The organism is Campylobacter concisus, from assembly GCF_003048775.2.
Classification (GTDB): Bacteria; Campylobacterota; Campylobacteria; order Campylobacterales; family Campylobacteraceae; genus Campylobacter_A; species Campylobacter_A concisus_I.
In genome coordinates this window covers 33,758-56,195 of sequence record NZ_CP049272.1, presented here as the reverse complement: position 1 = coordinate 56,195, position 22,438 = coordinate 33,758, and the positions used below count along the sequence as shown (strand labels likewise).

Sequence of the window (22,438 nt, the reverse complement as noted above, 5' to 3'; positions counted from 1 at the left end):
ATTTTATATTATCATTATAACTAAATTTATATTTTTATAAGAATTAATATCCAAATAATGCCAGCACCTGCTGTGATGGCTATGGCGTCTGCGTTTTTAATGATCTCTTTTGCTTGAAGTATTGTGCCGTGCATGACTTATGCCTCGATTAATTTAGCGATTTCATCGGCTAGTGGCTCTAGTTCGTCTTTCATCTTTATTAGTTCGTCTACTAGCTCATCTTCGCTATATTTATAAAAAACCATCTCTCTCAAAAACTGATCTTTTTTTAGTCATTTCCATCTGGCAAATCTTGTACCTATATTCCATTCGCTAGAAATTTTAACTTGTATGCTATCAATGTATGCCTTATTTATTCTATCTGTATCATAAGCAAGTCCGATATATGGATATAAAAATTTTTTACTATCAAATTCTAAAACAAATGCCAATAAATAGCCATTATCCCAACTTCTTTTAAAAATATATATAGGCGTAAAATATCTACTAGGATCAGCCTCTTCTATTTCTACGCACCATTCTTGTGATAATCTTTTTTCAAGCTCAGTTTTTACATTTGACATAAATTCGTTAAGTCTATTTGCATTGGCCATATCAAAGTATTTATTTCTTATTTCATCAACTACGTCATAGTTTTTAAGTATTATTTCGATTATTTTTCTTTCGTCCATCTGTACTCCTTTATATTTTCCATAAATTTTTTCAATTACATTTTTGTATTGCGATATCACGGCGGCTAAATTTGCCAAATTTCCAGCCTCATCAAGACACAAACCAAGCCACGTAATTATCTCTTTGTCGTATGAAATCGCCTTAAATTTAGCCACTTTATCACCGTTTTTTTCTAAAATTTTGCCGCCTTCGATTTTTAGCCCACTTAAACTATAGCCGCTAGGCTCTCGCCCCTGCGGCGATAAAAATAGTACGTAAATTTCAGCTTCGCCGTCGTTTTCTTTTTGGACGGTTTTTATGTATCTTTTAATCTGAGCCTCTTGATCGCCGGCATTTATTTTATTTTCTAAGATAATATGCTTCGCGCCATCAGTTATATAGATATCTATGTTTTCGTATTCTTTATAGGCTTTTGCGCTTTGCGGGTCTAGCCCAAAATCCTCTAGCCCGCATGCTTTTATAAAAAGCTCTAAGAATAACTCTTTTTGATAATGTGACGAATTTGGATCAAGTAGTGAATAGATAAATCGTGAGTGTAATTGCACCTCATCGTTTATATCTAGAAGTGCTAAAAACAAATTATAATCGTTATTACCGCGTAGTTTTTGATCTCTAGCTTGTTATTTAGGATTTTGATTTGCTTTAGCATAGATTCAAATTTTTCTATATCCATACTTTTTTCCTTTAATTTTTAAAGCATTATAGCCGGCAAATCAGACACTTTTTTGTCTATTTTGCTACTTCACGCAGTTTTTCTAAAACCTTAACCATCGCTAGAGTATCTAGCTTGCAGTATGCTAAAAGTGCACTTTTATAGGCATCACGCTCATCTGCTGACATACGCGTCATGTTTTCGTATGCCTGCATCGCTTCGCCGCCATTGTGGATCAAATTTAGATCCTTATATGCCAACTCAAATTCAGGCACTAGAGCTGGCAGGACGTATTTTATAGAGTAGCTGCCCTGCATCTTTGGATGATAGTAGCTCTTGCTCGCAAATGGTGCCATTAGGTCCTTTATATTGTCATGAATCGCCATAAGCTCACTTGAAATTTGAGGGTAATTTGCGGCAAGACGTCTTATCACTCCTTTTTCAAAGCTCATGTTATAGGCTAGCACACAGGCATCTTGCGGGATAAATTTGATCAAATTTAGCGCCAGCTCATATCTAGGATCAGCTCCGACCTCGGCTAAAAACTCAAAATGCTCTAAATTTCCTTTGCCGTCCTCTTTGTGGATAGAAAACTGAAAAGGTATCTGCTCGTATGGACTAAGCCCCACAAACTCTGGCACCGCCTGCTGAAAGGTCTCAAAGTCAAGGTGATAGAGCGGATAGCTAAGCGTCTTTAAAAACTCCCCTATGGCATCCTTGTCTATGATCTCTTCTTGTGAGAGCTCGGAGCGGATTTGGATCTGCTGAGAGGCGTTAAATTTATCCAGATCTTTGATATCTTCAAATTTAACCACGCCATTTTTATAAAGCTCAAATTTCTTATCGCTTCTGAGCCTAGATATGTTAAAGATGCTATACTCTGGTATGCCGCGCTGCTCGCACCAGCAGTACTCCCAAGCGTCGCAATTATAAGGGTCTGAGCAGTGAGGACCGATATCAATCTCTGGCTCAACGTATTTGCTAAGAATTTCATCAAATTTACTTAAAATTTGAGGAATTTCTGCTTGTTTTTGTATGATCTGCTCGGTCACATCTTCGGCGTGAAAAAGCTTTTCAAGTTCAAGCCTCTCGCCTCTTACATAGGTGTTATCTATGTGAATGATATTTGCACCGCTTACTTTGTAGCCAAGCGAGCTAATGACATAATACTGGATGCTTGCATCATCGATATAGACGTCTTTTACTAATGTTGAGCTCTTTACTTCATTGATGATGAGGCCATCCTCGCAGACACAAAGGATATCGACCATCACAAGGATGCCATCAAAGCAAAAAGTAGCTTCGTAAATCACCTTTGTGCCGCGCTCTATAAGCTCTTTTGTTTTTGCCATTTGCGCGTTAAAATCGCCAGTGTACTTTATCCTCTCGCCGCCGCTAAAAAGCTCACAGGCTAGCTCGCCAACTGACGTACCAGTGTCAAACACCGCCTGCGCACCATCATCTGGAGCTTGCAAAACCTCAGGCTTTTTCTTTTTAAGCCACAAGCTCTTTTCGCACTGAAGACCGCGAATGTAGAGAGATTTAGAGAGGGTCATTTGTTATGCCTTGAAAAAGAATTTGTCTCATTACATCTCCCAGTCCTTTGATTTTTTCACTGTCATAGCCTTGTTGAAGTGTATAAAATATCAGCATTTTTATACTTGAGCTTGGATTTTCTTTTATCCTTTTTAGCTTCTCACCAAAATTATAATCACTTAAGCTAGAGTTAAAATCCTTTCTTATTAAGGCCAAATTTCCAAAATCATCTAGTGCTTTGGCATTTTCTTGCAAATTTGTAGCCCACATATGCTCTATTGTATCTTGGGGTTTGATTAGGTATTCATCTTTATTAAATTTAGGAAATACTCTTTTTATATCATCAGCGCAAATACCGCAGACATTTAGGTTTTCAAAATCTCGCCAAAGCAGATACTCTAACCTATAAAACCAATAGTGTGGTACCCCAGTTCCATCATCCAAAAAACTAGAGTTTATTTTTTCAAGCATTGGCGCTTCTAGGTTTTCACCATTATAAATTTTTTCTACAACGTTATTTATAGTTTCCACTACCTTACGATATCCACTGCTATCTAAAGCACTTTTTGCTAGCTTGTTATCTAATTGCTCGAGAAATTTGATAACTTTTTGCGCATTTTCCTCATTATACTCTCCTAGCGAGCTTTTATCTAAAAAGGCTAGTAGTGCAGCTATAAATTCGGGCTTATCGTATTCGCTGGTATAGTAAAACATCCTTTGTAAATTTAGTAATCTTTTGTTTTGCATCTCATCATCTCTATAAACAAATTTATCAAATTTGTTACGCATATCTTCTAGGAACTTAATAAATTCAGAGTGCATATTGGCTTGTTCTTTAAAAACCTTATCAAATTCACCTAAAAGCTTGTCTTTATTTATGATAATGTCTATTTTGAGGCCTTTTTTGGCAACAAAGACCTTTAAAACTAGGAGCAAAAACACTGGAAATTTCACCAGACTTTTTGCATCGGAATTTGTTTTGTCTTGTTTTTCTTGTTTGTCATCAAAATTTAATTCTATAAACTCATTTATAGTTCTTAACTCGCCGTATTGTGGATATTTATTGCCTTTTTTTGACATTTGATCTTCGTATTTTTCATCCATATTTGAGATCATATCCCATTTTCTTGCTACATCTGCATAGTTTTCTTTAATATTACTTAAAAATCTAGCCTTTAATACTTGATGATTTTCAAGCTGGATACTTTTTGTATTAACTAGTTCAAAATACTCAGTAGCTTTGACATTTTCTGGGATAATAGTCATTGTAAAAATAGCCGAATTTAGCTTTTCTTTAAAAGAATTCTCAAGCAAAGCTTTATTATCTTTTGTAAAAAGAACGGCATCTAAAATTTGCTTGTTTGTATATCTGCGTTCATTTACATCGAAATTTGTTAGCTTTTCGCCGTCACCACTATCTATTTCATAATCCAACTCAAATAGTTTTTCTCCTAGTGCCATAAAAATAATATAAATAGTGGTTAGCCTCTGCTGTCCGTCTATAATTATAAATTCATCATCATTTTTTTTAACTACGATATTGCCAAGATAGTGTCTATCTTTGGTGTTTATATCATTTATTAACTTTTCAATATCCTGTTTTTTCCAAGAATATGCCCTTTGGTAAAAAGGTATTTCAAATTTATAATTATCTAAACTGCCTATATTATTTTTGCTCGCTTCCATTTTCTTTTCCTTCAAAATTTATGACATTAAATGAGCTCTTGGTTATATATTCTTTTGTATATTTGGCCTTATCTTTTATTCTATTGTAATGTTTTTCTCTGTTTTTGCTTGAAACAGAAGCTATGTTAGTATTTGTTTTTAGTTCTTTTTCTATCTTTGTTTTTAAAGTCTCTATGGCATTTGAAGTATCTATGAGCTGCACCAACCTCTCAACTATATTTGCCATACTATTATAGGAAATTTTCGTATATCCACAAGCTATACCTAGAATATTAAAAAAAACTAGCTCCGCAAGTTCGTCTAGTGCCTCAACGCTAAATTTATCAGCGATATAGAGCAAAACCACGTGACAAGCGTGATTTAAATAACTGCATCCCGTAAAATCTCCATTAAAAAATATAAAATTACTTTCAATGTATTTTAAGATATCACAATACTTAAAAACGTATTCAAAAAAATTTGCACCACCAAGCACATCATCTGCTACTGATATATTGCTTTTGTAAATTTTTATTTTTTCATCGAAATGGTTTTTAAATTCTTGAAAAATAGAATAATTTATCCTGTACCACTCATCATCTGCTCCATAATAACCAAATACTATATATGGATAATATGCATTAGTTTTTATATTTCTTATGGTTAGTGCGGTTCGTAGTGTGCGAAATATCAAATTTTCCCTCAAAAACCAAGATGTATTAACGCCATATAAAGAATACTCATTCCATTTTTTAGCATAGTGAAGCATTAGCTGTTTTGATTTTGTCTCATCCATAAACATTAGGTGGTGATTTTTGAGTAGATCTGTTTCGCTAAGAGCTCTGCCACTAGTATTGTGCGTATCAAAATATAAAAATGCCTCATCCAAGTCTTCAGTTTTTACGAATGTAAATTTAACCTTTTCTTTTATATGCTCTACAAGGTCTTCTCTATCTTTTATATCGGCACATTCTAATTTTAAAAGCTCAAAATTTCTTTTCAAAGCCTTATGCGATAAAATATTTAGCTTATTATCCAAAAAAAGCACATCATTATCGCCTAAAGCTTTTAAAATAAGGGCCAGCGTAGTTATGCGCTGTTGTCCATCAACTATATTTATGGCACCTGCATCTACATGCAATATAATGTGTCCTAATAAAATTTCGTTAGAGACTCCATTCTCAAACGACCTTTTAATGCTTGAAAATAGTCCCAAAGCTAGATCCTCACTCCACACATATGGGCGCTGATAGTCTGGAATTTTATATTTTTGACAACCTAGTATATCACCAGCACTTAAAATATAATTTGTTTCATTTTCCATTACATTCCTCCTTTATCTACTCTATATCGTCAAAAAGATCTTTATTTTAATGTCTTTTTGTGGGATCATACCAATAAAATAGGAATAAAAAATGTCCATTTTTTATTTTAAACTTTATCAGAAAAAGGAGTGATGATGAAAAAGATAAGACAGATAAAAGAGCTATTATTTGAGGCTGGCAAAGAGAAGCAAGCAAAGGATATGCTAGGTCAGTTGCTAAATGACTCGACAAATCAATGCTTTGCCTGTACAAGATGGATATACCGCACGATGTGTGGTGGGCCCAAAAACGGCATAGCCGGTGCAGCCGCTATATTCAAGCTCATGCAAAAAAACAAAAGCGCCAAGATATTTGGGCGAGTATATGAACTAGAGGATGGTTTTTTCACATATAGGCTTTCACAAATGGGCTCGTGAAGTTTTCAAAAAACTCATAAAAGCCGCCACAACAAAAGAAGAATTTATCGTTGTAGCTGATGAGGCAGAAAAATATATCAAAAGCGAGATAAAACCACTCTCATACTACAAAGAGGTCGCAGATCAAATTTCAAAAAGCGAAGTAGTGAAGATAATCCCACTAAAAAACAAGTGCTACTTCGTAAAACTCGAGCACAAGCTATTTAACTACGCTATAAGAGCTTCTATGAGAAGCTGGCAAACTTACGTCATCTGCAAAAACGCGAAGATAAAATTTGAGTGGTTTTTAAGGTCTGATGCCGAATTTGACACCTATAATAACTGCAGTGTAGAAGAAAATATATGTTTGCATAAAATATCAAGCGAATTTGGCCTTTGGGATAACGAAATTTACTTTGAAACAGATACGCTAATATGCATAAAAATAGCAGAAATTTTTTATGAAAATGGAGTTATAGACAAGGCAAAGATAATGCTACTTCAGGCTCTAAGTGTGGCTTATTATAAAGGTGTGTTTATAAAAAATATCATAGCAACTTTAAAAAGTACGGCACAAAAATTTAGCAGCGATAGAAAATTTATAAGAGAGATCTTAAAACGTGCGATAAGTTTTAGATATGAGCATATTGAACAAAAAAAAGATAAGGTTAGCATAAAAGGGCTTGAGTGTTATGACTACTGTGCAGAAAGCATAGACTATGAAAAAGAGTATAGCGATTTTGATCCGCTTGACTATTGGCTAGCAAGAGAGGATTATTATACTTGGATTTAAAAAGAAATTGTGGTTAGAGGCAAATATTAGATTTTAAAGTTTAAATTTAACCAACAACAGTATGTAGTAAGTACTTTAAATAAATATAGAATTAATAGTTGACTTTATTTGCAATAAATTCATTGATATTGTTTGGATATTTTTGTATTCCATAAACAATAATGTTAAAATAACGACTATGCTATATTCACATTCATATACAGTTTTGGAGTAAATTTATGCAAGTTTTTGACAACATCAATAGTATCGTTGGAGACGATTTCAAGGTCGCCATCGAAAAAGGCAGCAAGATATCTATCGTAGCATCTTGTTTTTCTATATACGCTTACCAAGAACTAAAAAAGCAGTTAGATTCTGTAGATGAGTGTCGTTTTATTTTTACTTCACCCACATTTGTAACTGAAAAAACAGAAAAACAAAAGCGGGAATTTTATATTCCAAGATTAAACAGAGAAAACAGCCTTTACGGTACGGAATTCGAGTTAAAACTACGCAATGAAATGACGCAAAAATCAATTGCTAAAGAGTGCGCTGAGTGGATTAGAAAAAAAGCAAAATTTAAATCTAATACTACAGATGCGGGTATGAGCTCAGGATTTACTACCATAATAAATAAAACAAATAAAACCGTCTATATTCCCATCAATGGATTTACAACAATAGATATTGGGTATAAACGCGGAAATAATATATACAACACCGTAAATCGATTTGACGAAGCCGCCTTGACAGATCATTATATTGCACTTTTTGAATCACTGTGGAACAACAAAGAAACACTGCAAGATGTTACTGATGTCGTGATTGAAAATATTACTGCCGTATATAAGGAAAATTCTCCGGAATTTATCTACTTTATGACCTTGTATCATATTTTTAGCGAGTTTCTTAGTGATATTTCCGAAGATGAACTTCCAAATGAGGCTACGGGCTTCAAACAAAGTAAAATTTGGAACATGTTATATGATTTTCAAAAAGATGCAGTCCTTGCCATCATCTCTAAGCTAGAACGGTATAACGGATGTATCCTTGCCGATAGCGTAGGACTTGGCAAAACCTTTACCGCATTAGCCGTCGTTAAATACTATGAAAACAGAAACAAAAGCGTTCTCGTGCTATGTCCAAAGAAATTAGCAGAAAACTGGAACACATATAAAGATAACTATATAAACAACCCAATTGCCGCAGATAGGTTAAATTACGATGTTTTATTTCACACCGACCTATCAAGATCGCAAGGCTTTTCTAATGGCTTAGATCTAGATCGCTTAAACTGGGGGAATTATGATCTGGTAGTGATTGACGAATCCCACAACTTCCGCAACGGCACCGGCACTCACTCTAATACAAAAGAAAATAGGTATATAAAATTAATGAATAAGATCATAAAAGCCGGCGTTAAGACAAAGGTTTTAATGCTATCTGCAACTCCTGTAAATAATCGCTTTATCGATTTAAAAAATCAGCTAGCCATCGCCTACGAGGGCGATTCTGAATATATAAACAAAAAACTAGATACCGATAAAACAATAGAGGAAATTTTCAAGCAAGCTCAAAGAGCGTTTAGCGCTTGGAGCAAGCTTAATCCTGAACAAAGGACTACGGATAAGTTATTACGAAATTTGGATTTTGATTTTTTTGAGCTTCTTGATAGCGTAACCATTGCTCGCTCTAGAAAACATATTGAAAAATATTATGACACGGCAGAAGTCGGTAAATTCCCGGAGAGAAATAAGCCTATTTCGCTTAGGCCGCAGCTTACGGATATAAGCACGGCCATAAACTATAATCAAATTTATGAGCACCTGATGATGCTATCGCTATGTATATACACGCCTTCAAATTATATTTTCCCAAGTAGAATGCAAAAATATATCGACTTGACGCATAATAAAGGCGACGAGCTAACCCAAGTAGGCCGCGAAAAAGGCATTAGAAAGCTTATGAGTATTAATCTACTAAAACGCCTAGAAAGCTCCATAAATTCTTTCAGACTAACCTTGCAAAGAATAAAATCTTATATAGATACTACGGTTAATGCGATAGATGTATTTGAAGCAAATGGCGTTGCAGATATAGATATATTTGAAACTTCAGATGACGAATTTGATATAGACGATGGAAATACCGAGTTTTTCACTGTGGGCAAAAAGGTCAAAATCAATCTTGCCGATATGGACTATAAGACATGGAAGACCGAACTTACTAAAGATGCGGAGATACTAGGGCTTCTTGATAATATGATAAGCGATATTACCCCTGAGCATGATAGCAAGCTACAAGAGCTATTTAGGCTTATGTCTGCAAAAATTGAAAATCCGATCAATCGTGAAAACAAAAAGATCCTAATCTTTTCGGCATTTTCAGATACGGCGGAGTATTTGTACGATAATGTCAGTAGCTTTATCAAAGAAAAATATGGCCTTGATACGGCGGTCATTACCGGATCTATTGATGGCAAAACGACCATTAAAGGATTTAAAGCCACGTTAAATAACGTATTAACATGCTTTTCGCCTTTATCTAAAGGCAAAGACCTTCTAATGCCTGATGATAAAGCACAAATAGACATACTAATTGCCACAGATTGTATATCTGAGGGTCAAAATTTGCAAGATTGCGACTATCTTGTCAATTATGATATTCATTGGAATCCAGTCCGTATTATTCAAAGATTTGGTCGTATAGATCGTATAGGAAGTAAAAACGAAGTTATTCAGCTGGTAAATTTCTGGCCGGATATGGATTTGGATGAGTATATAAATTTAAAAGCACGCGTCGAAACCAGAATGAAGATTTCCATCATGACCTCTACGGGCGATGATGATTTGATAAATCCGGAAGAAAACGGCGACCTTGAATACCGCAAACAACAGCTAAAAAAACTTCAAGAAGAGGTGGTGGATATCGAGGATATGGCCACAGGCATTTCGATCATGGACTTAGGCCTTAATGAATTTAGGCTTGATCTACTAGAATACGTAAAAAATAACGGCGATATGGACAATAAGCCAAAAGGACTACACGCCGTTGTTCCAGCGACAAATGAGCTACCGGGAGGCGTTATTTTTATACTTAAAAATGTAAATAATAGCGTCAATATCGACAACAGAAACAGGATCCATCCTTTTTATATGGTATATATAGGGACAAGCGGTAACGTTATCCGCGATTATCTTGAGCCAAAAAGTATATTAGACAACTTAAGGCTTCTTTGCAGAGGGAAGAAAGAGCCTATCTCGCCTTTATGTCAGAAATTTAACCAAGAAACCAACGATGGAAAAGATATGAGTAAAATGTCAAAGCTGTTAAGCGAAGCAATTAGCTCCATTATCGACAAAAAAGAAGAAAGCGATATCGATAGTTTGTTCTCAGCCGGCGGTACTTCTGCCTTGATGTCTGATATATCAGGGTTAGATGATTTTGAGCTGATCTGCTTTTTGGTTATAAAATGACGGAGCTATCCATGGCTATAGAGTTACCAAAAAGCACGGAGTTTAATAAAAAGATCCCAAAACAGAAATTTTATGAAAATTTAGAGATATCGCCTGCTTTAAAGAAAATATTTATAGAGCAAGTAGATAAAATTCTTTGGAGTTATAAAATCGCATCTTCAAGCACTAACCTTGCAGACGGCAATCTCGTAAAAGAGATCGAGGTCTTTGAGGTGTCTTTAAAGAGCCCAAACCTAGATGATGAGCTATTGCGCCATATAGATAGAGCGGTGCCGTATCATATAGTTTTTATCTTAGAGTATCAGGGCAGATACAAGGCTTGTATTAGCTATAAAGAGGCTGCTACATCTGGAAACAGGGCTTTTAAAGTAAATTCATACTACTATACCGATTGGCTAGATAAGCAAGATTTGCCTTTGAAACTAGAGGGGTTAAACCTTGACGCAGCCTATGAAAATTTCGTTCGCCAAATAGCCGGCGAAACATTGCAAAAAATGGTTTCAGATGAAAGTCTTAAAGATTCTGTGGCTAGATCAGAGCAAAAGGGGCTGTTGCAAAAGCAAATTTTAGCGCTAGAGTCCAAAATTCGCAAAGAAAAGCAACTAAATAAACAGATACAGATAAATAATGAGCTTAAAAAACTTAAAAGAGATTTGGAGGAACTATGATGGATAAAATGAGAATGGAGACCGCAGATATTACCGCTCTTAATATTGAAAAGATAGGAGCTTTGTTTCCTAATTTCATAACCGAAATGCTAGATGAAGAAAAGAGTACCGAGCAAAACAAGGTCTATAAAAAAGCTATAAATTTTGAGCTACTAAAGCAGATGTTATCAAAAGAGGCTATAGACAGCAACGAAGCTTACGAATTTACATGGGTTGGCAAAAAGGCATCTATCATTGAGGCAAACAAGCCGATACGAAAAACGCTTAGACCTTGCAAAGATGAGAGCGTAAATTGGGACGACACGCAAAATTTGTATATCGAAGGCGACAATCTTGAGGTTTTAAAACTTTTGCAAGAGAGCTATCTAGGCAAGGTAAAGATGATCTATATTGATCCGCCTTATAATACTGGAAACGACTTTATCTACAACGATGATTTTAAGATAAAAAGAAATGAGTATGCAAATAAGTCAGGCGAGATCGACGAAGATGGCAACCGTATGCTTAAAAATACAGATAGTAACGGGAGTTTTCACTCTGATTGGTGCTCTATGATCTATCCAAGACTACTGCTTGCAAGAAATTTGCTTAGCGATGATGGGGTGATTTTTATCAGTATCGATGATAACGAGCAGGCAAATTTAAAGAAAATTTGCGATGAAGTTTTTGGAATGCAAAATTTTGTAGCTGATTTAATATGGATGAATAAGGAAGGTGGAGGCAGTTCAGACAGTAAATTATTTAGAATAAAGCACGAGCACATATTATGTTATTCAAAAAATATTGAAGTTATAGAAATTAAAGGAGTAGAAATAGGTAATATAGATAGATATTCACTAGCTGATGAATATCGAGGGAAATATTATTTACAAAAACTAGGCATGGGGTCAATTCAGTACTCAAGTAGATTGGATTACCCTATAAAATGTCCGGATGGTTCTTGTGTTACCCCTACAGAAAACAATTCGGGAAATAGAGCATGTTGGAGATGGAGCGAAGAAAAACTAACATGGGGTATAAAAAATAATTATATTGTTTTTAAAAAGGATAAAAATAATACTTGGATAGTATATACTAAACAATATCTTAACTATGATAATGAGGGTAATAAAATAGACCGAACACAAAGACCGATGGGGATTATTGAGCAATTTTCTAGTACACAGGGCTCTAAGCAAATACAAAGTTTGCTAGGGAAAGGAAACTTCGATTATCCTAAAGATAAAAATTTAATTAGTTATTTATTAGGCAGAGCTACTCACTCCGACTCCATCATCATGGACTTCTTTTCCGGCTCAGCCACAACCGCTCACGCTGTAATGGCTCAAAATTTAGAAGATGGCGGAAATCGTAAATTTATCATGGTGCAACTTCCAGAGCTCTGCGACGAAACAAGCGAAGCCTATAAAGCGGGCTATAAAAATATCTGCGAAATAGGCAAAGAGCGCATACGCCGTGCCGGTAAGAAAATTTTAGAAGAGAACAAAGGCAAAGAGGGCATTGAAAATTTAGATACAGGCTTTAGAGTGCTTAAGCTAGATGATACAAATATGAGAGATATTTACTATAGCCCAAGCGAATATAGCCAAAATTTACTCTCAAAGCTCGAGTCAAACGTAAAACCTGATAGGAGCGATCTAGACCTGCTTTTTGGTTGCTTACTAGAGTGGGGGCTTCCTTTATCGTTTCCTTATAGTTGCGAAAAGATCGGAGAGTACACGGTACATAATTATAACAATGGAGATTTGATAGCTTGTTTTGATGAAGATATCCCTGAGAGCGTGATAAAAGAGATCGCAAAGAAACGCCCGCTTCGCGCGGTCTTTAGAGATAGTAGCTTTGCGGATAGTCCATCAAAGATCAATGTTTCGGAGATATTTAAACTGCTCGCACCTGATACTAGAGTAAAAGTCATATAAGGAGCAAGCGATATGAAACTGCAATTTAAGCATCAAAAATTTCAAGCAGATGCCGCCAAAGCCGTGGTGGATGTGTTTGCCGGGCAGCCATATCTAACGCCGACTTATATGATAGATAAGGGCATGGGGAGCTACCAACAAACACTGGAGCTTGAGGACTTTACCGGCTGGAGCAATCAAAAAATAGTACCCGAGCTAAATGATAAAATCATCTTAGAAAATATACAAAAACTACAACGAGATAATCAAATCAAGCCCTCAGCCAAACTAGAAGGCAGATACAACCTAACGATCGAGATGGAAACGGGAGTCGGCAAGACCTATACCTATATCAAGACGATGTTTGAGCTAAATAAACACTATGGCTGGAGCAAATTTATCATTGTTGTCCCAAGTATCGCTATCCGTGAGGGTGTGTATAAGTCGTTTTTGATGACGCAGGAGCACTTTGCCGAACAATACGGCAAAAAAGTTCGCTTTTTTATTTACAATTCTGCTCAGCTTACGCAGATCGATCAGTTCGCATCGGATAGCTCTATAAACGTTATGATCATAAATTCTCAAGCGTTTAACGCAAAAGGAAAAGACGCGAGACGAATTCATATGGAGCTTGATGAGTTTCGTTCTCGCAAGCCAATAGATATCATTGCCAAGACAAATCCTATTGTTATTATCGATGAACCCCAATCCGTGGAAGGCAAACAAACAAAGGAAAATTTAAAGCAATTTAATCCGCTGATGACGCTTCGATACTCTGCAACGCATAAAAGCGATAGTACCTATAATATGATCTACCGCCTAGACGCGATGGAGGCATACAATAAACGACTTGTGAAGAAAATCGCAGTCAAAGGCATCACAGAATCAGCTAGCACGGCTACGGAGGGCTATGTCTATCTTGAAAGCATTAATCTCTCAAAATCCGCACCGACTGCTACCATCCAGTTTGATTACAAGGGCGCAAGCGGTATCCGCAAGATCACAAAAACGGTAACCAATGGATACAACCTATATGATAACTCCGGTCAGTTAGAGGAGTATAAACAGAATTTTATTATCTCAAAAATAGATGGACGCGACGACTCTGTGGAATTTCTTAACGGCATTAAAATTTACGCCGGAGACGTTATCGGTAAAGTAAGCGAAGACCAGCTTCGCCGAATACAGATAAGAGAGACTATTATTTCTCACATTCAAAGAGAGCGCGAGCTTTTTTATAAAGGCATCAAGGTACTTTCGCTATTTTTCATCGATGAAGTAGCCAAATATAGGCAGTATGGCGCAGCCGGAGAGCCTACAAACGGTGCTTATGCTGATATGTTTGAAGAAGAATATAAGGATATTGTTGAAAATTTACAGATTGACACAAACGAGAATGATTATTTGAAGTATCTTGATCTAATTCCCGCTAAAAGTACGCATGCGGGATATTTTTCTATCGACAAAAAAGGAAATATGATTGATCCTAAAGTAGGTCGCAAAGAAACTACGACCGATGACGTCGATGCGTACGATCTTATCATGAAAAATAAAGAGCTTTTACTTGATAGAGATCCAAATAAGTCCCCTGTTAGATTTATATTCTCGCACTCTGCGCTTCGTGAAGGATGGGATAATCCCAATGTATTTCAAATTTGCACTTTAAAACAAAGCACTAGCGAGACAAGAAAACGCCAAGAGGTCGGTCGTGGCCTTAGACTTTGTGTAAATCAAAACGGCGAGCGTATGGATAGTAATGTACTTGGAAATGATGTTCACAACGTAAACGTACTTACCGTTATCGCTAGCGAAAGCTATGATAGTTTTGCCAAAGGGCTTCAAAGTGAGCTTGCCCAGGCTATTTCGGATAGACCGCGAGCGGTAACGCCTGAGCTATTTACCGGTAAAGTTATAGTTGACTCGAGCGGCAATAGCGACGTGATAACTGATGATACCGCTAGAGAAATATACGTTTGCTTACGTACGGAAGGCTATATAGACAAGCAAGGATCGCTAACTGATAAATATTATGCAGACAAGGCAAATGGCAATATAAAGCTTGCTGATGAAGTGGTTGACTTTGCTCAATCCGTCATTGCGATTATCGACTCTGTTTATGATAGCAAAGCACTGATGCCAGAAGATGCGCGTAAAAACAACGTCGAGCTAACAGTAGATGAAGACAAACTTGCTATGCCTGAATTTAAGGAGCTATGGAACAAGATCAACTCAAAATCCGTATATGTAGTCGACTTTGATACGGATGAGCTTGTAAAAAAGGCAATTGAGTCTTTAGATAAGAATTTGCAAGTTTCAAAAATTTACTTTAGAGTCGAAACTGGAGTAATGGAGCAAATCCGCTCAAAAGAAGAGTTGATGTCTGGAGAATCTTTTGTCAAAGAAGAAGCCCAAAACTACAACCATGTAATAGCTCTAAATTCAAGTATCAAATATGACTTGATAGGAAAACTGGTAGATGAGACAGGCCTTACAAGAAAAGCTGTTATCCAAATTCTTAGAGGGATAAAGCAGACTACGTTTGAACAATTTAAGTCAAATCCTGAGGAATTTATCATAAAAGCAGCTGCTCTTATGAATGATGAAAAAGCGACGGCGATTATACAACATATTACTTATAATGCGCTAGATGAAAAATACGATACTGCAGTTTTTACGGATCCTACGATAAAAGGTCAGCTAGACAAAAATGCGGTTAAAACAAAAAAGCATCTTTACGATCATGTCGTATATGACTCGACAAATGAGAAGAATTTTGCAATGGAACTAGATGCGAGCAAGGACGTTGCCGTTTATGTTAAGCTTCCAAGTGGCTTTTATATAAGCACGCCTGTGGGAAAATACAACCCCGACTGGGCGATCGCGTTTTATGAGGGCAATATTAAGCATATTTATTTTGTTGCGGAGACTAAAGGGTCTATGAACTCTATGCAGCTTCGCCAAGTCGAAGAGTCTAAAATCCACTGCGCAAAGGAGCATTTTAAGGCTATAAGCAATGATAGCGTGGTCTATGACGTAGTGGATAGCTATAAATCACTACTGGATAAAGTTATGAGGTAAAAAATTTATTGGGAAGTTAGGTCGTAGCATAAAAGAGCCTGTGTAATATTCCAAAAATGGTTATTGTGCTGCTCCTTTTGAGGGAAAATTTGACTTCCATTTGCCAATATGAAAATCTGAGGTGATATTGTTTAAAGCTCTACCAATAAAATACTCAGTGTGATAGAAAATCACAGTGACTGACTTAATCTTACCAGTTTTAGTTCGAGTTAAATTTAAATACACAATTATCTTAACCAACCCATCCTTGTAAATTTATATATATTGTAGTATTATACTCCTAAATATTTAAGGATAAAATACTATGTACATCAAACGAGCCATAAGCGACGAAATAAAAGAGTATATGAAAAGCTTTCCAGTGCTTTTGATAAGCGGAGCTAGGCAGGTTGGCAAATCAACCCTTGCTTTAAATTTAGATATACCAAATTACATAACACTTGATGATATAAATATCTATGAATCCGCAAGAAACGACCCCAAAGGCTTTATAGAGCACTGTAATAAGCCTATCGTGATAGATGAGATACAAAGAGTGCCTATACTGCTTTTAGCAATAAAAGAATTTGTAGATAAGGATAGAACAAACGGTCAGTTTATACTAACTGGCTCTGCAAATTTAAAAGGCTTTAAAGATATCTCAGACTCACTTGCTGGTAGGATAGGTATAGTAGAGCTATATCCGCTTTCTCAAAAAGAGTTAAGTCATAGTCCTGAAAATTTGATAGATATTTTAAGTAGCGATATAGACCATCTGGTGTTTAGAAAATATGACAACGGCGGCTTATCTGAAAAGATCATAAACGGCGGCTACCCGGAGATCACAAAGATAAGCTCTGAAAAATCAAAATATCTCTGGTTTAGCTCATATATAAGAACATATATAGAATCAGACGCCAAAGAGATAGGTAACATAAGAAATATGGATAAATTTATCACGATGTATCGTCTGTGTATGCTAAGAAGCGGCAACATCTTTAATAAAAATGAGCTATGTCTAGAGTCTGGGCTTGACAATAAGACATTTGATAGCTATTTTAGCGTGCTTGAGCATACCTATCAGATCCAAAAGCTTCAGCCGTATTTTAATAACGTTCTAAAAAGACTTATAAAAACTCCTAAAATTTTTGCCACTGACACAGGAGTGCTATCACATCTACTGCAAATTTCTTCAGCACAAGAGCTTGCAAATTCCTCATATAAAGGTGCCATATATGAGACGTTTGTATTTGATGAACTACTAAAGGCAAATACAAGTAGCAAAAAAAGAGCAAACATATACTACTATAGAACTAGCGATCAAAAAGAGATAGACTTTATCCTTGAGATATCAGGTAAGCTCATAGCCATAGAGGTCAAATCCTCAAAAACTATCAGCAAAGATGACTTTAAACATATCTACCACTTAAAAGAAAATTTACAAAGTAAATTTGATAAAGGCATAGTTTTTTATGCTGGAGATACGGCTATGAAGCTAGATGAAGATATGTTTGCTTTGCCGTTTGGTTTTATGGGGTGAGAGATGGCTAATAATTTGGCTTCTATAACAGCTTACGATAATCTACTTCCCCAAACCATCATATCCTAACTTTACATTTTGCTCTTTGCTCTCTATCTCATTTGATTGTTGTTTTGATTGCTCCACTCCAAAGTCCTTATCAAGTCCTTGATTGTATAGCTCTTGCTTTGTTATTTTTAGTGAACCAAATGATATATGATCCTCTGTTAGATATATCTTATCTGTTTTATAACGCTCCTTTAGCTTATTAAAACCTTGCATATCTTGCCAATCTTTCATATAGGTTTTTATGTTATAAATTAGGCCTTGGTAGTTAATTTGAACTATATCTGATAGATATTTTTTAAAGTTTTCCATTCTACTGATAAACACCAAATAGTACCTATTTATATCTAGATGACCATCAATACCTTTTACAAAGCCTCCACATTCATTTTGTGTAATACCTAGCTTTTTAATGAGATCATCATCATAAAATCTAGTTTTTATCTTTCTGGCTGCTTCATAAAATTTATCTCTAATGTAGATATATGGAGTATAGTGTCTATTTTGGTTAAAAGAGTAGGCTGTGTTTTCTTCTGGTAGGTATAGGTATCTGCCACTCTTGCCAGAAAGTATTTGATGATTTTTATATTCTTTAAGCACAGCACTCTCGTCAAAGTATTCTATTAGCTCTTTTATTGAAATCTTTGATGATATGGCTTGGTAGCTTGCTCTTTTAATACGCAAGTTTGTATCTTTTGGCTCATGGCTAAGCTCATATTTTCTTTGATTTTGTAAATCTTCATATATGGCTCTAATATCCATATTATTAATGTCTGTTTTTAGGCTGGCATCTTCAATGGCTCTTGTATTATCAAAAGTTTTTCCACTAATGCTTACAAGTTCAGATCCTGGCACTGGAGTGTAGTGAAATTTACTAGGATATAGGCTCTGGTTATTTACTATGTTATATAACCCAAGCTCTATTGTTATCTCCTTTATGTATTCATCATATTCATTTAAGCTTGGAGCCTTTGTTGTGGGTATGATGAGTTTAAATTTCTCTACTTTTGTGCCTGGCGTTTGATAGGTGGTTGGGTATATGAAGCCTTTTATTCCTTTACTTTGTAGTAAATTTTGAGCATCATTTGCAGTAAATTTAGAGTTATCTATATCATATATAAGAGTAGGAGTTATACTATCAATATTACCAGCTTCTTCATTTTTATTCTTGAAACCTGCCACTGATATAGCTGAATAGTTTTTCAGTATTGATTTTAGATTGTATGGCTCTATTTGTATCGTTTCCCAGCTATTTAGCACTTGAGTTTTTGGGTCTTTATTTGGCGTGTTAAAGTCACTACTTACACTTAATGTTATCTTTGGCTCATTTTTATTAGCTTGAAGTTCTATAAGCATTTGCTCTAGCTCATTAACTACGTGAAATAACACTCCTTTTCTGCCATTATAGACTATCTTGCACATTAGATCAGTTAGATTATAAGTTCCCTTAAACCCATCTACTCTTACTTTATATTTGTCATTTACCACTTCAGGTTTTGCGGTGATGTTAAATTTTGCATTGATCATAGGTAAAAATTCTCTTATATCCACTTTATTAAGCCTCTTTGCTCTATCATAGTAGTCTTTTTTGAAACTCTCATCTTCTTCTATCATTCTTAATAGATAATCAGCTGTAGAATTTCTAGCATCAGCTAGCAGCTCTTCAACACTTATGTTTTGCTCTTTTGTGCTGTCTTTTGGCTCGATAACTACATCTGTTTCTATCTTCATTTGCGTATCTTTTTCTTTGCCTTTCTTAACCTTTTGTGCTGCACTTTTAAAGCTTTCATATTGCTTTTCTAGTTTATCTTCATCCATACCTAAAGGCTCTATATTATTTAGACCATACTTGTTAGATAAGATGTCATTAACCACTCTTTTAAATTTCTCTACTGATTTAGCCATGATAGCTTTTACTTGTTGCTTGGCTGCACCTTTTGCATATATGGCTCCACCAGTTTTTACGCTATGAGTAAATTTCATATTTTCAAAAGAGACTATTAGATGAATATGAGGCTCTCTTTTTAGCGGTTTACCATTTTTATGTTTTTTATTTAATACTCTGTTTTCTAGCGCCCCTTCTGGGCGAGGAATATATGGCTCTTCTTTGATTATAGGCAGATGAGCTTCAGCATAAAAAAGTAACTCATCTATGTCGTGATTTGGGAAAGTGAGCTTCAAAAAATCCATTATAAGATCATCTATATTGCCACTTTCATATAGTCTGCTCCACTCCTCTGAAGTAAATGACAAGGATATATGATAGTAGTTATATTTCTTATTCTTTTTCTTGCTCTGGTGCCTTTCAGACATCTCGATAAGATCTAAATTTCCAGCCAGTGGCAATCTATCATCTTTTTCATCTCTAGTTAGCTTTGAATCTCTTTTCTTGCCAGTTTTTAAATAATCAGCTACGCCTTTTTCTCCCTTTGAGATCTTAACTATCATAGCTACTCCTTATTAGGCTTAAAATTTCAGTTAGGACTGATTGAATTTTGTACAAATCTTCTTGTGCTCGCAGTATCACTTCTAAAGCTATATTACCACTAGTCTTATAAGCTATATTTAGTCTCTTTGCTATTTGATTGATGTTATTAAAAGGTCTAGCAAAATATGTAATGATTGTTGGATATAGCTCTTTCTTTTTTATGGATTCAGAATTTACAGTGCCATTATCTATAAGATAGGAAATGATTTCTGATTTTGATATTTTTAGTTCTCTAGCCATATCAGATAATTTGCTATTTTGCTGAGAAGTGATCCTTGTGGAGAGCACTTTATCCTTGATATTTTTTGGCATATGATATCCTTTCATAAAATGTGTTAGCGAGATGAAGCGTTTTAACGCTTCTTATATCTCGCATTGTAGCCCTCGGCAGAGCAAGATTATACAAGGTATGAAAACGAAGTGTCATACATTGTATGTGTCTTGCTATTAGAAAAATTTGCTTACTACCAAACATTGCTGTCACCATTTGTGTTTAGCCATTTAGTAAAATCTTCACTAGCTTTTTGGCTATCTTGGTTGTAGATATGGATAATAAAGCCTTTAAGGTTAGACACATCATAAAGTGCCTTATCTAGACTGCTTTGTAGTGCAGATTTGGCTTCATTCGTCTTATGACTATCATAAAACAAGTAGCCAAAAAAGAAGATCACTTCTATAAATACAAAGGCAATTAATGCATATACTATCTTTTTCATCAAAGAGGTAAAAGATGAGTTAATCTTCGATATGGTTTTGTCTGCACCTTTTAGAGTATTTTTAAAGTTGCTTTGAATCTCTTTTGTTGTATTTGTAAGTTCAACACTTCCTTGCTCTATAAGTTCTATTTTTTCTTTAAAGCTTTTATCAAAGATATCTGCGGCTTGATTAAAAAGTTCAATATTATTTCCAATATTTTCACTAGCCTTATTGCTCATTTCGATATGTTCTTGTAGAGCAATTACGGCATTTGCCGCAACTGCTGTATCGCTACTCTTGATTGTTAGTGCCATTGCTTAGCTCCTCATCGTTTTTTTCGTCTTCTTTGGACTCTGGAATATGATATGCATGAGAGGCTTGATGTGTGTCTTTTGCATCATACTCTTTCCTCCATTTGGAAAATTCCTTGTTTGATAGCTTTACGCTATAACGATTTTCGATTACTAATCTGCACTCTTTGATCGTAGCTTGTTGTGGAAACAAGACCTCAATACATGCTTGTTTAATCTCCTCTTTTTTCTCGTTTTTTCTAATGACTTTTAAGTCCTTTAAAAGTATTCTTTTGGTAGCCATATTTTTCTCCTATAGCTTTTTAAATTTTACAAAGACAGCAATAGCCATCTCACCAAATGGGCATACTTATAGTGTGCCTTTTATTTTGATATGATAGATGTTGATAGGTTTTTATTTAAGTAGTTTAAAAGTAGAGAACTATTACAATAGGAGTCCTAACAACCTATCGTAGAGGTTCTCTTTTAACAACTTAAATAGAGCCTCTGCTTTTAACTGGTTTTAATCATCTTAACCTCCTTGAGTAAAATATTTTTTTAAATTTGCGTGTATTATAGGATATTTTGGTGGCTAAATCGTTTAAAGTGGTAAATAATTGTTGACTTTTATTTCAGAAGCACGATATACTAGGGTTTTCCTGGCTTTATAGCATAAAAATACTTATAAATTACTTAATGCTAGTATATATATTAGGAATCGAAACAAATATCTTAAAATTATAGACCATGAATGGCCTTATTTTTAAGCGGAAAGATAAAAATGTTTTATTAATAACATGTATATTTTTTAAAAATAAACGAAAACGATTACATAATTACCAACTGCATTCTAGATACTCCCCAAGCAAATTATCAAATTTCACCCTAAGGCTCTCTGGTTCTTTTATCTTTATAAATGGCAGCCAGTATTTGACCACGCGCAGGATCTCGTAATGCTTATGTGGTCTATCTCTATTTTGTGTTTTGTTGTTAGGAAATATGAATGAATCATAATCATCAAAAATATTTTTTAGCCCATATTCAATAGCTATAAACGCCATTTTTACTACGCATCTATACTCATTTTATTTAAGTTATGATAAAAATTTAACACAGTAGAGTGACAGATTATATCATAGTAGATGATTCGTTAAAAAATTTTACTTGTTTTTTAAAATTTTACAAAAAACGTGTTAAAATTACTGCAAGCTTAAAAATTTGCTACATAAAATTTTATTTTGCTACAAACATTAAGCTATATTT

At 35.1% G+C, this 22,438-nt stretch carries 16 protein-coding genes; 7 read left to right on the top strand and 9 right to left on the bottom strand.

What is annotated here, in order from left to right:
- Window positions 1-272: 272 nt before the first annotated feature.
- From CVT17_RS00240 to CVT17_RS00225, 4 genes are all read right to left on the bottom strand, one after another.
- Window positions 273-1,250 carry a PD-(D/E)XK nuclease family protein gene (locus CVT17_RS00240; RefSeq protein WP_107858816.1) on the bottom strand — a complete coding sequence of 326 codons (978 nt, stop codon included), beginning with the start codon at window positions 1,248-1,250 and terminating at the stop codon, window positions 273-275.
- Between the two features lie 151 nt (window positions 1,251-1,401).
- Window positions 1,402-2,880: a DUF2779 domain-containing protein gene (locus CVT17_RS00235; protein ID WP_107858817.1), complete on the bottom strand. Its 1,479-nt coding sequence runs from the start codon at window positions 2,878-2,880 to the stop codon at window positions 1,402-1,404.
- Window positions 2,867-4,546, bottom strand: coding sequence for a DUF262 domain-containing protein (locus CVT17_RS00230; protein ID WP_107858818.1), 1,680 nt, complete (start codon window positions 4,544-4,546; stop codon window positions 2,867-2,869). Before CVT17_RS00230 ends, CVT17_RS00235 begins: the two co-directional genes overlap by 14 nt.
- Window positions 4,527-5,849 carry a DUF262 domain-containing protein gene (locus tag CVT17_RS00225; RefSeq protein WP_107858819.1) on the bottom strand — a complete coding sequence of 441 codons (1,323 nt, stop codon included), beginning with the start codon at window positions 5,847-5,849 and terminating at the stop codon, window positions 4,527-4,529. The genes CVT17_RS00230 and CVT17_RS00225 overlap by 20 nt, the downstream gene beginning before the upstream one ends.
- A gap of 135 nt (window positions 5,850-5,984) precedes the next feature.
- On the opposite strand from CVT17_RS00225, the gene CVT17_RS00220 reads away from it, so the two are divergent.
- From CVT17_RS00220 to CVT17_RS00190, 7 genes are all read left to right on the top strand, one after another.
- A complete protein-coding gene (locus CVT17_RS00220; protein ID WP_107858820.1) occupies window positions 5,985-6,266 on the top strand; it encodes a hypothetical protein in 282 nt (93 codons plus the stop codon).
- Complete coding sequence (locus CVT17_RS00215) at window positions 6,226-7,038, top strand: hypothetical protein (protein WP_107858821.1); 813 nt, start codon at window positions 6,226-6,228, stop codon at window positions 7,036-7,038. The genes CVT17_RS00220 and CVT17_RS00215 overlap by 41 nt, the downstream gene beginning before the upstream one ends.
- Before the next feature lie 218 nt (window positions 7,039-7,256).
- Window positions 7,257-10,493 (top strand): helicase-related protein, encoded by a 3,237-nt coding sequence (locus tag CVT17_RS00210; protein ID WP_107858822.1) that lies wholly within the window; start codon window positions 7,257-7,259, stop codon window positions 10,491-10,493.
- A gap of 11 nt (window positions 10,494-10,504) precedes the next feature.
- Window positions 10,505-11,161: a DUF4391 domain-containing protein gene (locus CVT17_RS00205; RefSeq protein ID WP_107858823.1), complete on the top strand. Its 657-nt coding sequence runs from the start codon at window positions 10,505-10,507 to the stop codon at window positions 11,159-11,161.
- Entirely contained in the window at window positions 11,161-13,080 is a 1,920-nt protein-coding gene (locus tag CVT17_RS00200) for a site-specific DNA-methyltransferase (protein WP_107858824.1), read from the top strand. The genes CVT17_RS00205 and CVT17_RS00200 overlap by 1 nt, the downstream gene beginning before the upstream one ends.
- Window positions 13,081-13,092: 12 nt before the next feature.
- Entirely contained in the window at window positions 13,093-16,137 is a 3,045-nt protein-coding gene (locus tag CVT17_RS00195; protein ID WP_107858825.1) for a type III restriction-modification system endonuclease, read from the top strand.
- Window positions 16,138-16,441: 304 nt separating this feature from the next.
- On the top strand, window positions 16,442-17,656 hold the full coding sequence (locus CVT17_RS00190; protein WP_107858827.1) for an ATP-binding protein: 1,215 nt from the start codon (window positions 16,442-16,444) through the stop codon (window positions 17,654-17,656).
- Window positions 17,657-17,698: 42 nt separating this feature from the next.
- Here CVT17_RS00190 and CVT17_RS00185 read toward each other — a convergent pair whose 3' ends face one another.
- The 5 genes from CVT17_RS00185 to CVT17_RS09240 form a co-directional block, all read right to left on the bottom strand.
- Window positions 17,699-20,149: an aminotransferase gene (locus CVT17_RS00185; RefSeq protein ID WP_107858828.1), complete on the bottom strand. Its 2,451-nt coding sequence runs from the start codon at window positions 20,147-20,149 to the stop codon at window positions 17,699-17,701.
- Entirely contained in the window at window positions 20,139-20,501 is a 363-nt protein-coding gene (mobC, locus tag CVT17_RS00180; RefSeq protein ID WP_107858829.1) for a plasmid mobilization relaxosome protein MobC, read from the bottom strand. The genes CVT17_RS00185 and mobC overlap by 11 nt, the downstream gene beginning before the upstream one ends.
- Window positions 20,502-20,653: 152 nt before the next feature.
- The gene (locus CVT17_RS00175) at window positions 20,654-21,199 is read right to left on the bottom strand and encodes a hypothetical protein (RefSeq protein ID WP_107858830.1); all 546 of its coding nucleotides are present in this window, start codon (window positions 21,197-21,199) and stop codon (window positions 20,654-20,656) included.
- The gene (locus tag CVT17_RS00170) at window positions 21,177-21,479 is read right to left on the bottom strand and encodes a hypothetical protein (protein ID WP_107858831.1); all 303 of its coding nucleotides are present in this window, start codon (window positions 21,477-21,479) and stop codon (window positions 21,177-21,179) included. Before CVT17_RS00170 ends, CVT17_RS00175 begins: the two co-directional genes overlap by 23 nt.
- Before the next feature lie 532 nt (window positions 21,480-22,011).
- Complete coding sequence (locus CVT17_RS09240) at window positions 22,012-22,236, bottom strand: hypothetical protein (RefSeq protein WP_035170182.1); 225 nt, start codon at window positions 22,234-22,236, stop codon at window positions 22,012-22,014.
- Window positions 22,237-22,438 lie beyond the last annotated feature (202 nt).

Coding starts and splice junctions, on each gene's coding strand:
- CVT17_RS00235 (WP_107858817.1), bottom strand. CDS start 2,880: ATGACCCTCTCTAAATCTCTCTACATTCGCGGTCTTCAGTGCGAAAAG.
- CVT17_RS00230 (WP_107858818.1), bottom strand. CDS start 4,546: ATGGAAGCGAGCAAAAATAATATAGGCAGTTTAGATAATTATAAATTT.
- CVT17_RS00225 (WP_107858819.1), bottom strand. CDS start 5,849: ATGGAAAATGAAACAAATTATATTTTAAGTGCTGGTGATATACTAGGT.
- CVT17_RS00220 (WP_107858820.1), top strand. CDS start 5,985: ATGAAAAAGATAAGACAGATAAAAGAGCTATTATTTGAGGCTGGCAAA.
- CVT17_RS00215 (WP_107858821.1), top strand. CDS start 6,226: ATGGTTTTTTCACATATAGGCTTTCACAAATGGGCTCGTGAAGTTTTC.
- CVT17_RS00210 (WP_107858822.1), top strand. CDS start 7,257: ATGCAAGTTTTTGACAACATCAATAGTATCGTTGGAGACGATTTCAAG.
- CVT17_RS00205 (WP_107858823.1), top strand. CDS start 10,505: ATGGCTATAGAGTTACCAAAAAGCACGGAGTTTAATAAAAAGATCCCA.
- CVT17_RS00200 (WP_107858824.1), top strand. CDS start 11,161: ATGGATAAAATGAGAATGGAGACCGCAGATATTACCGCTCTTAATATT.
- CVT17_RS00195 (WP_107858825.1), top strand. CDS start 13,093: ATGAAACTGCAATTTAAGCATCAAAAATTTCAAGCAGATGCCGCCAAA.
- CVT17_RS00190 (WP_107858827.1), top strand. CDS start 16,442: ATGTACATCAAACGAGCCATAAGCGACGAAATAAAAGAGTATATGAAA.
- CVT17_RS00185 (WP_107858828.1), bottom strand. CDS start 20,149: ATGATAGTTAAGATCTCAAAGGGAGAAAAAGGCGTAGCTGATTATTTA.
- mobC (WP_107858829.1), bottom strand. CDS start 20,501: ATGCCAAAAAATATCAAGGATAAAGTGCTCTCCACAAGGATCACTTCT.
- CVT17_RS00175 (WP_107858830.1), bottom strand. CDS start 21,199: ATGGCACTAACAATCAAGAGTAGCGATACAGCAGTTGCGGCAAATGCC.
- CVT17_RS00170 (WP_107858831.1), bottom strand. CDS start 21,479: ATGGCTACCAAAAGAATACTTTTAAAGGACTTAAAAGTCATTAGAAAA.
- CVT17_RS09240 (WP_035170182.1), bottom strand. CDS start 22,236: ATGGCGTTTATAGCTATTGAATATGGGCTAAAAAATATTTTTGATGAT.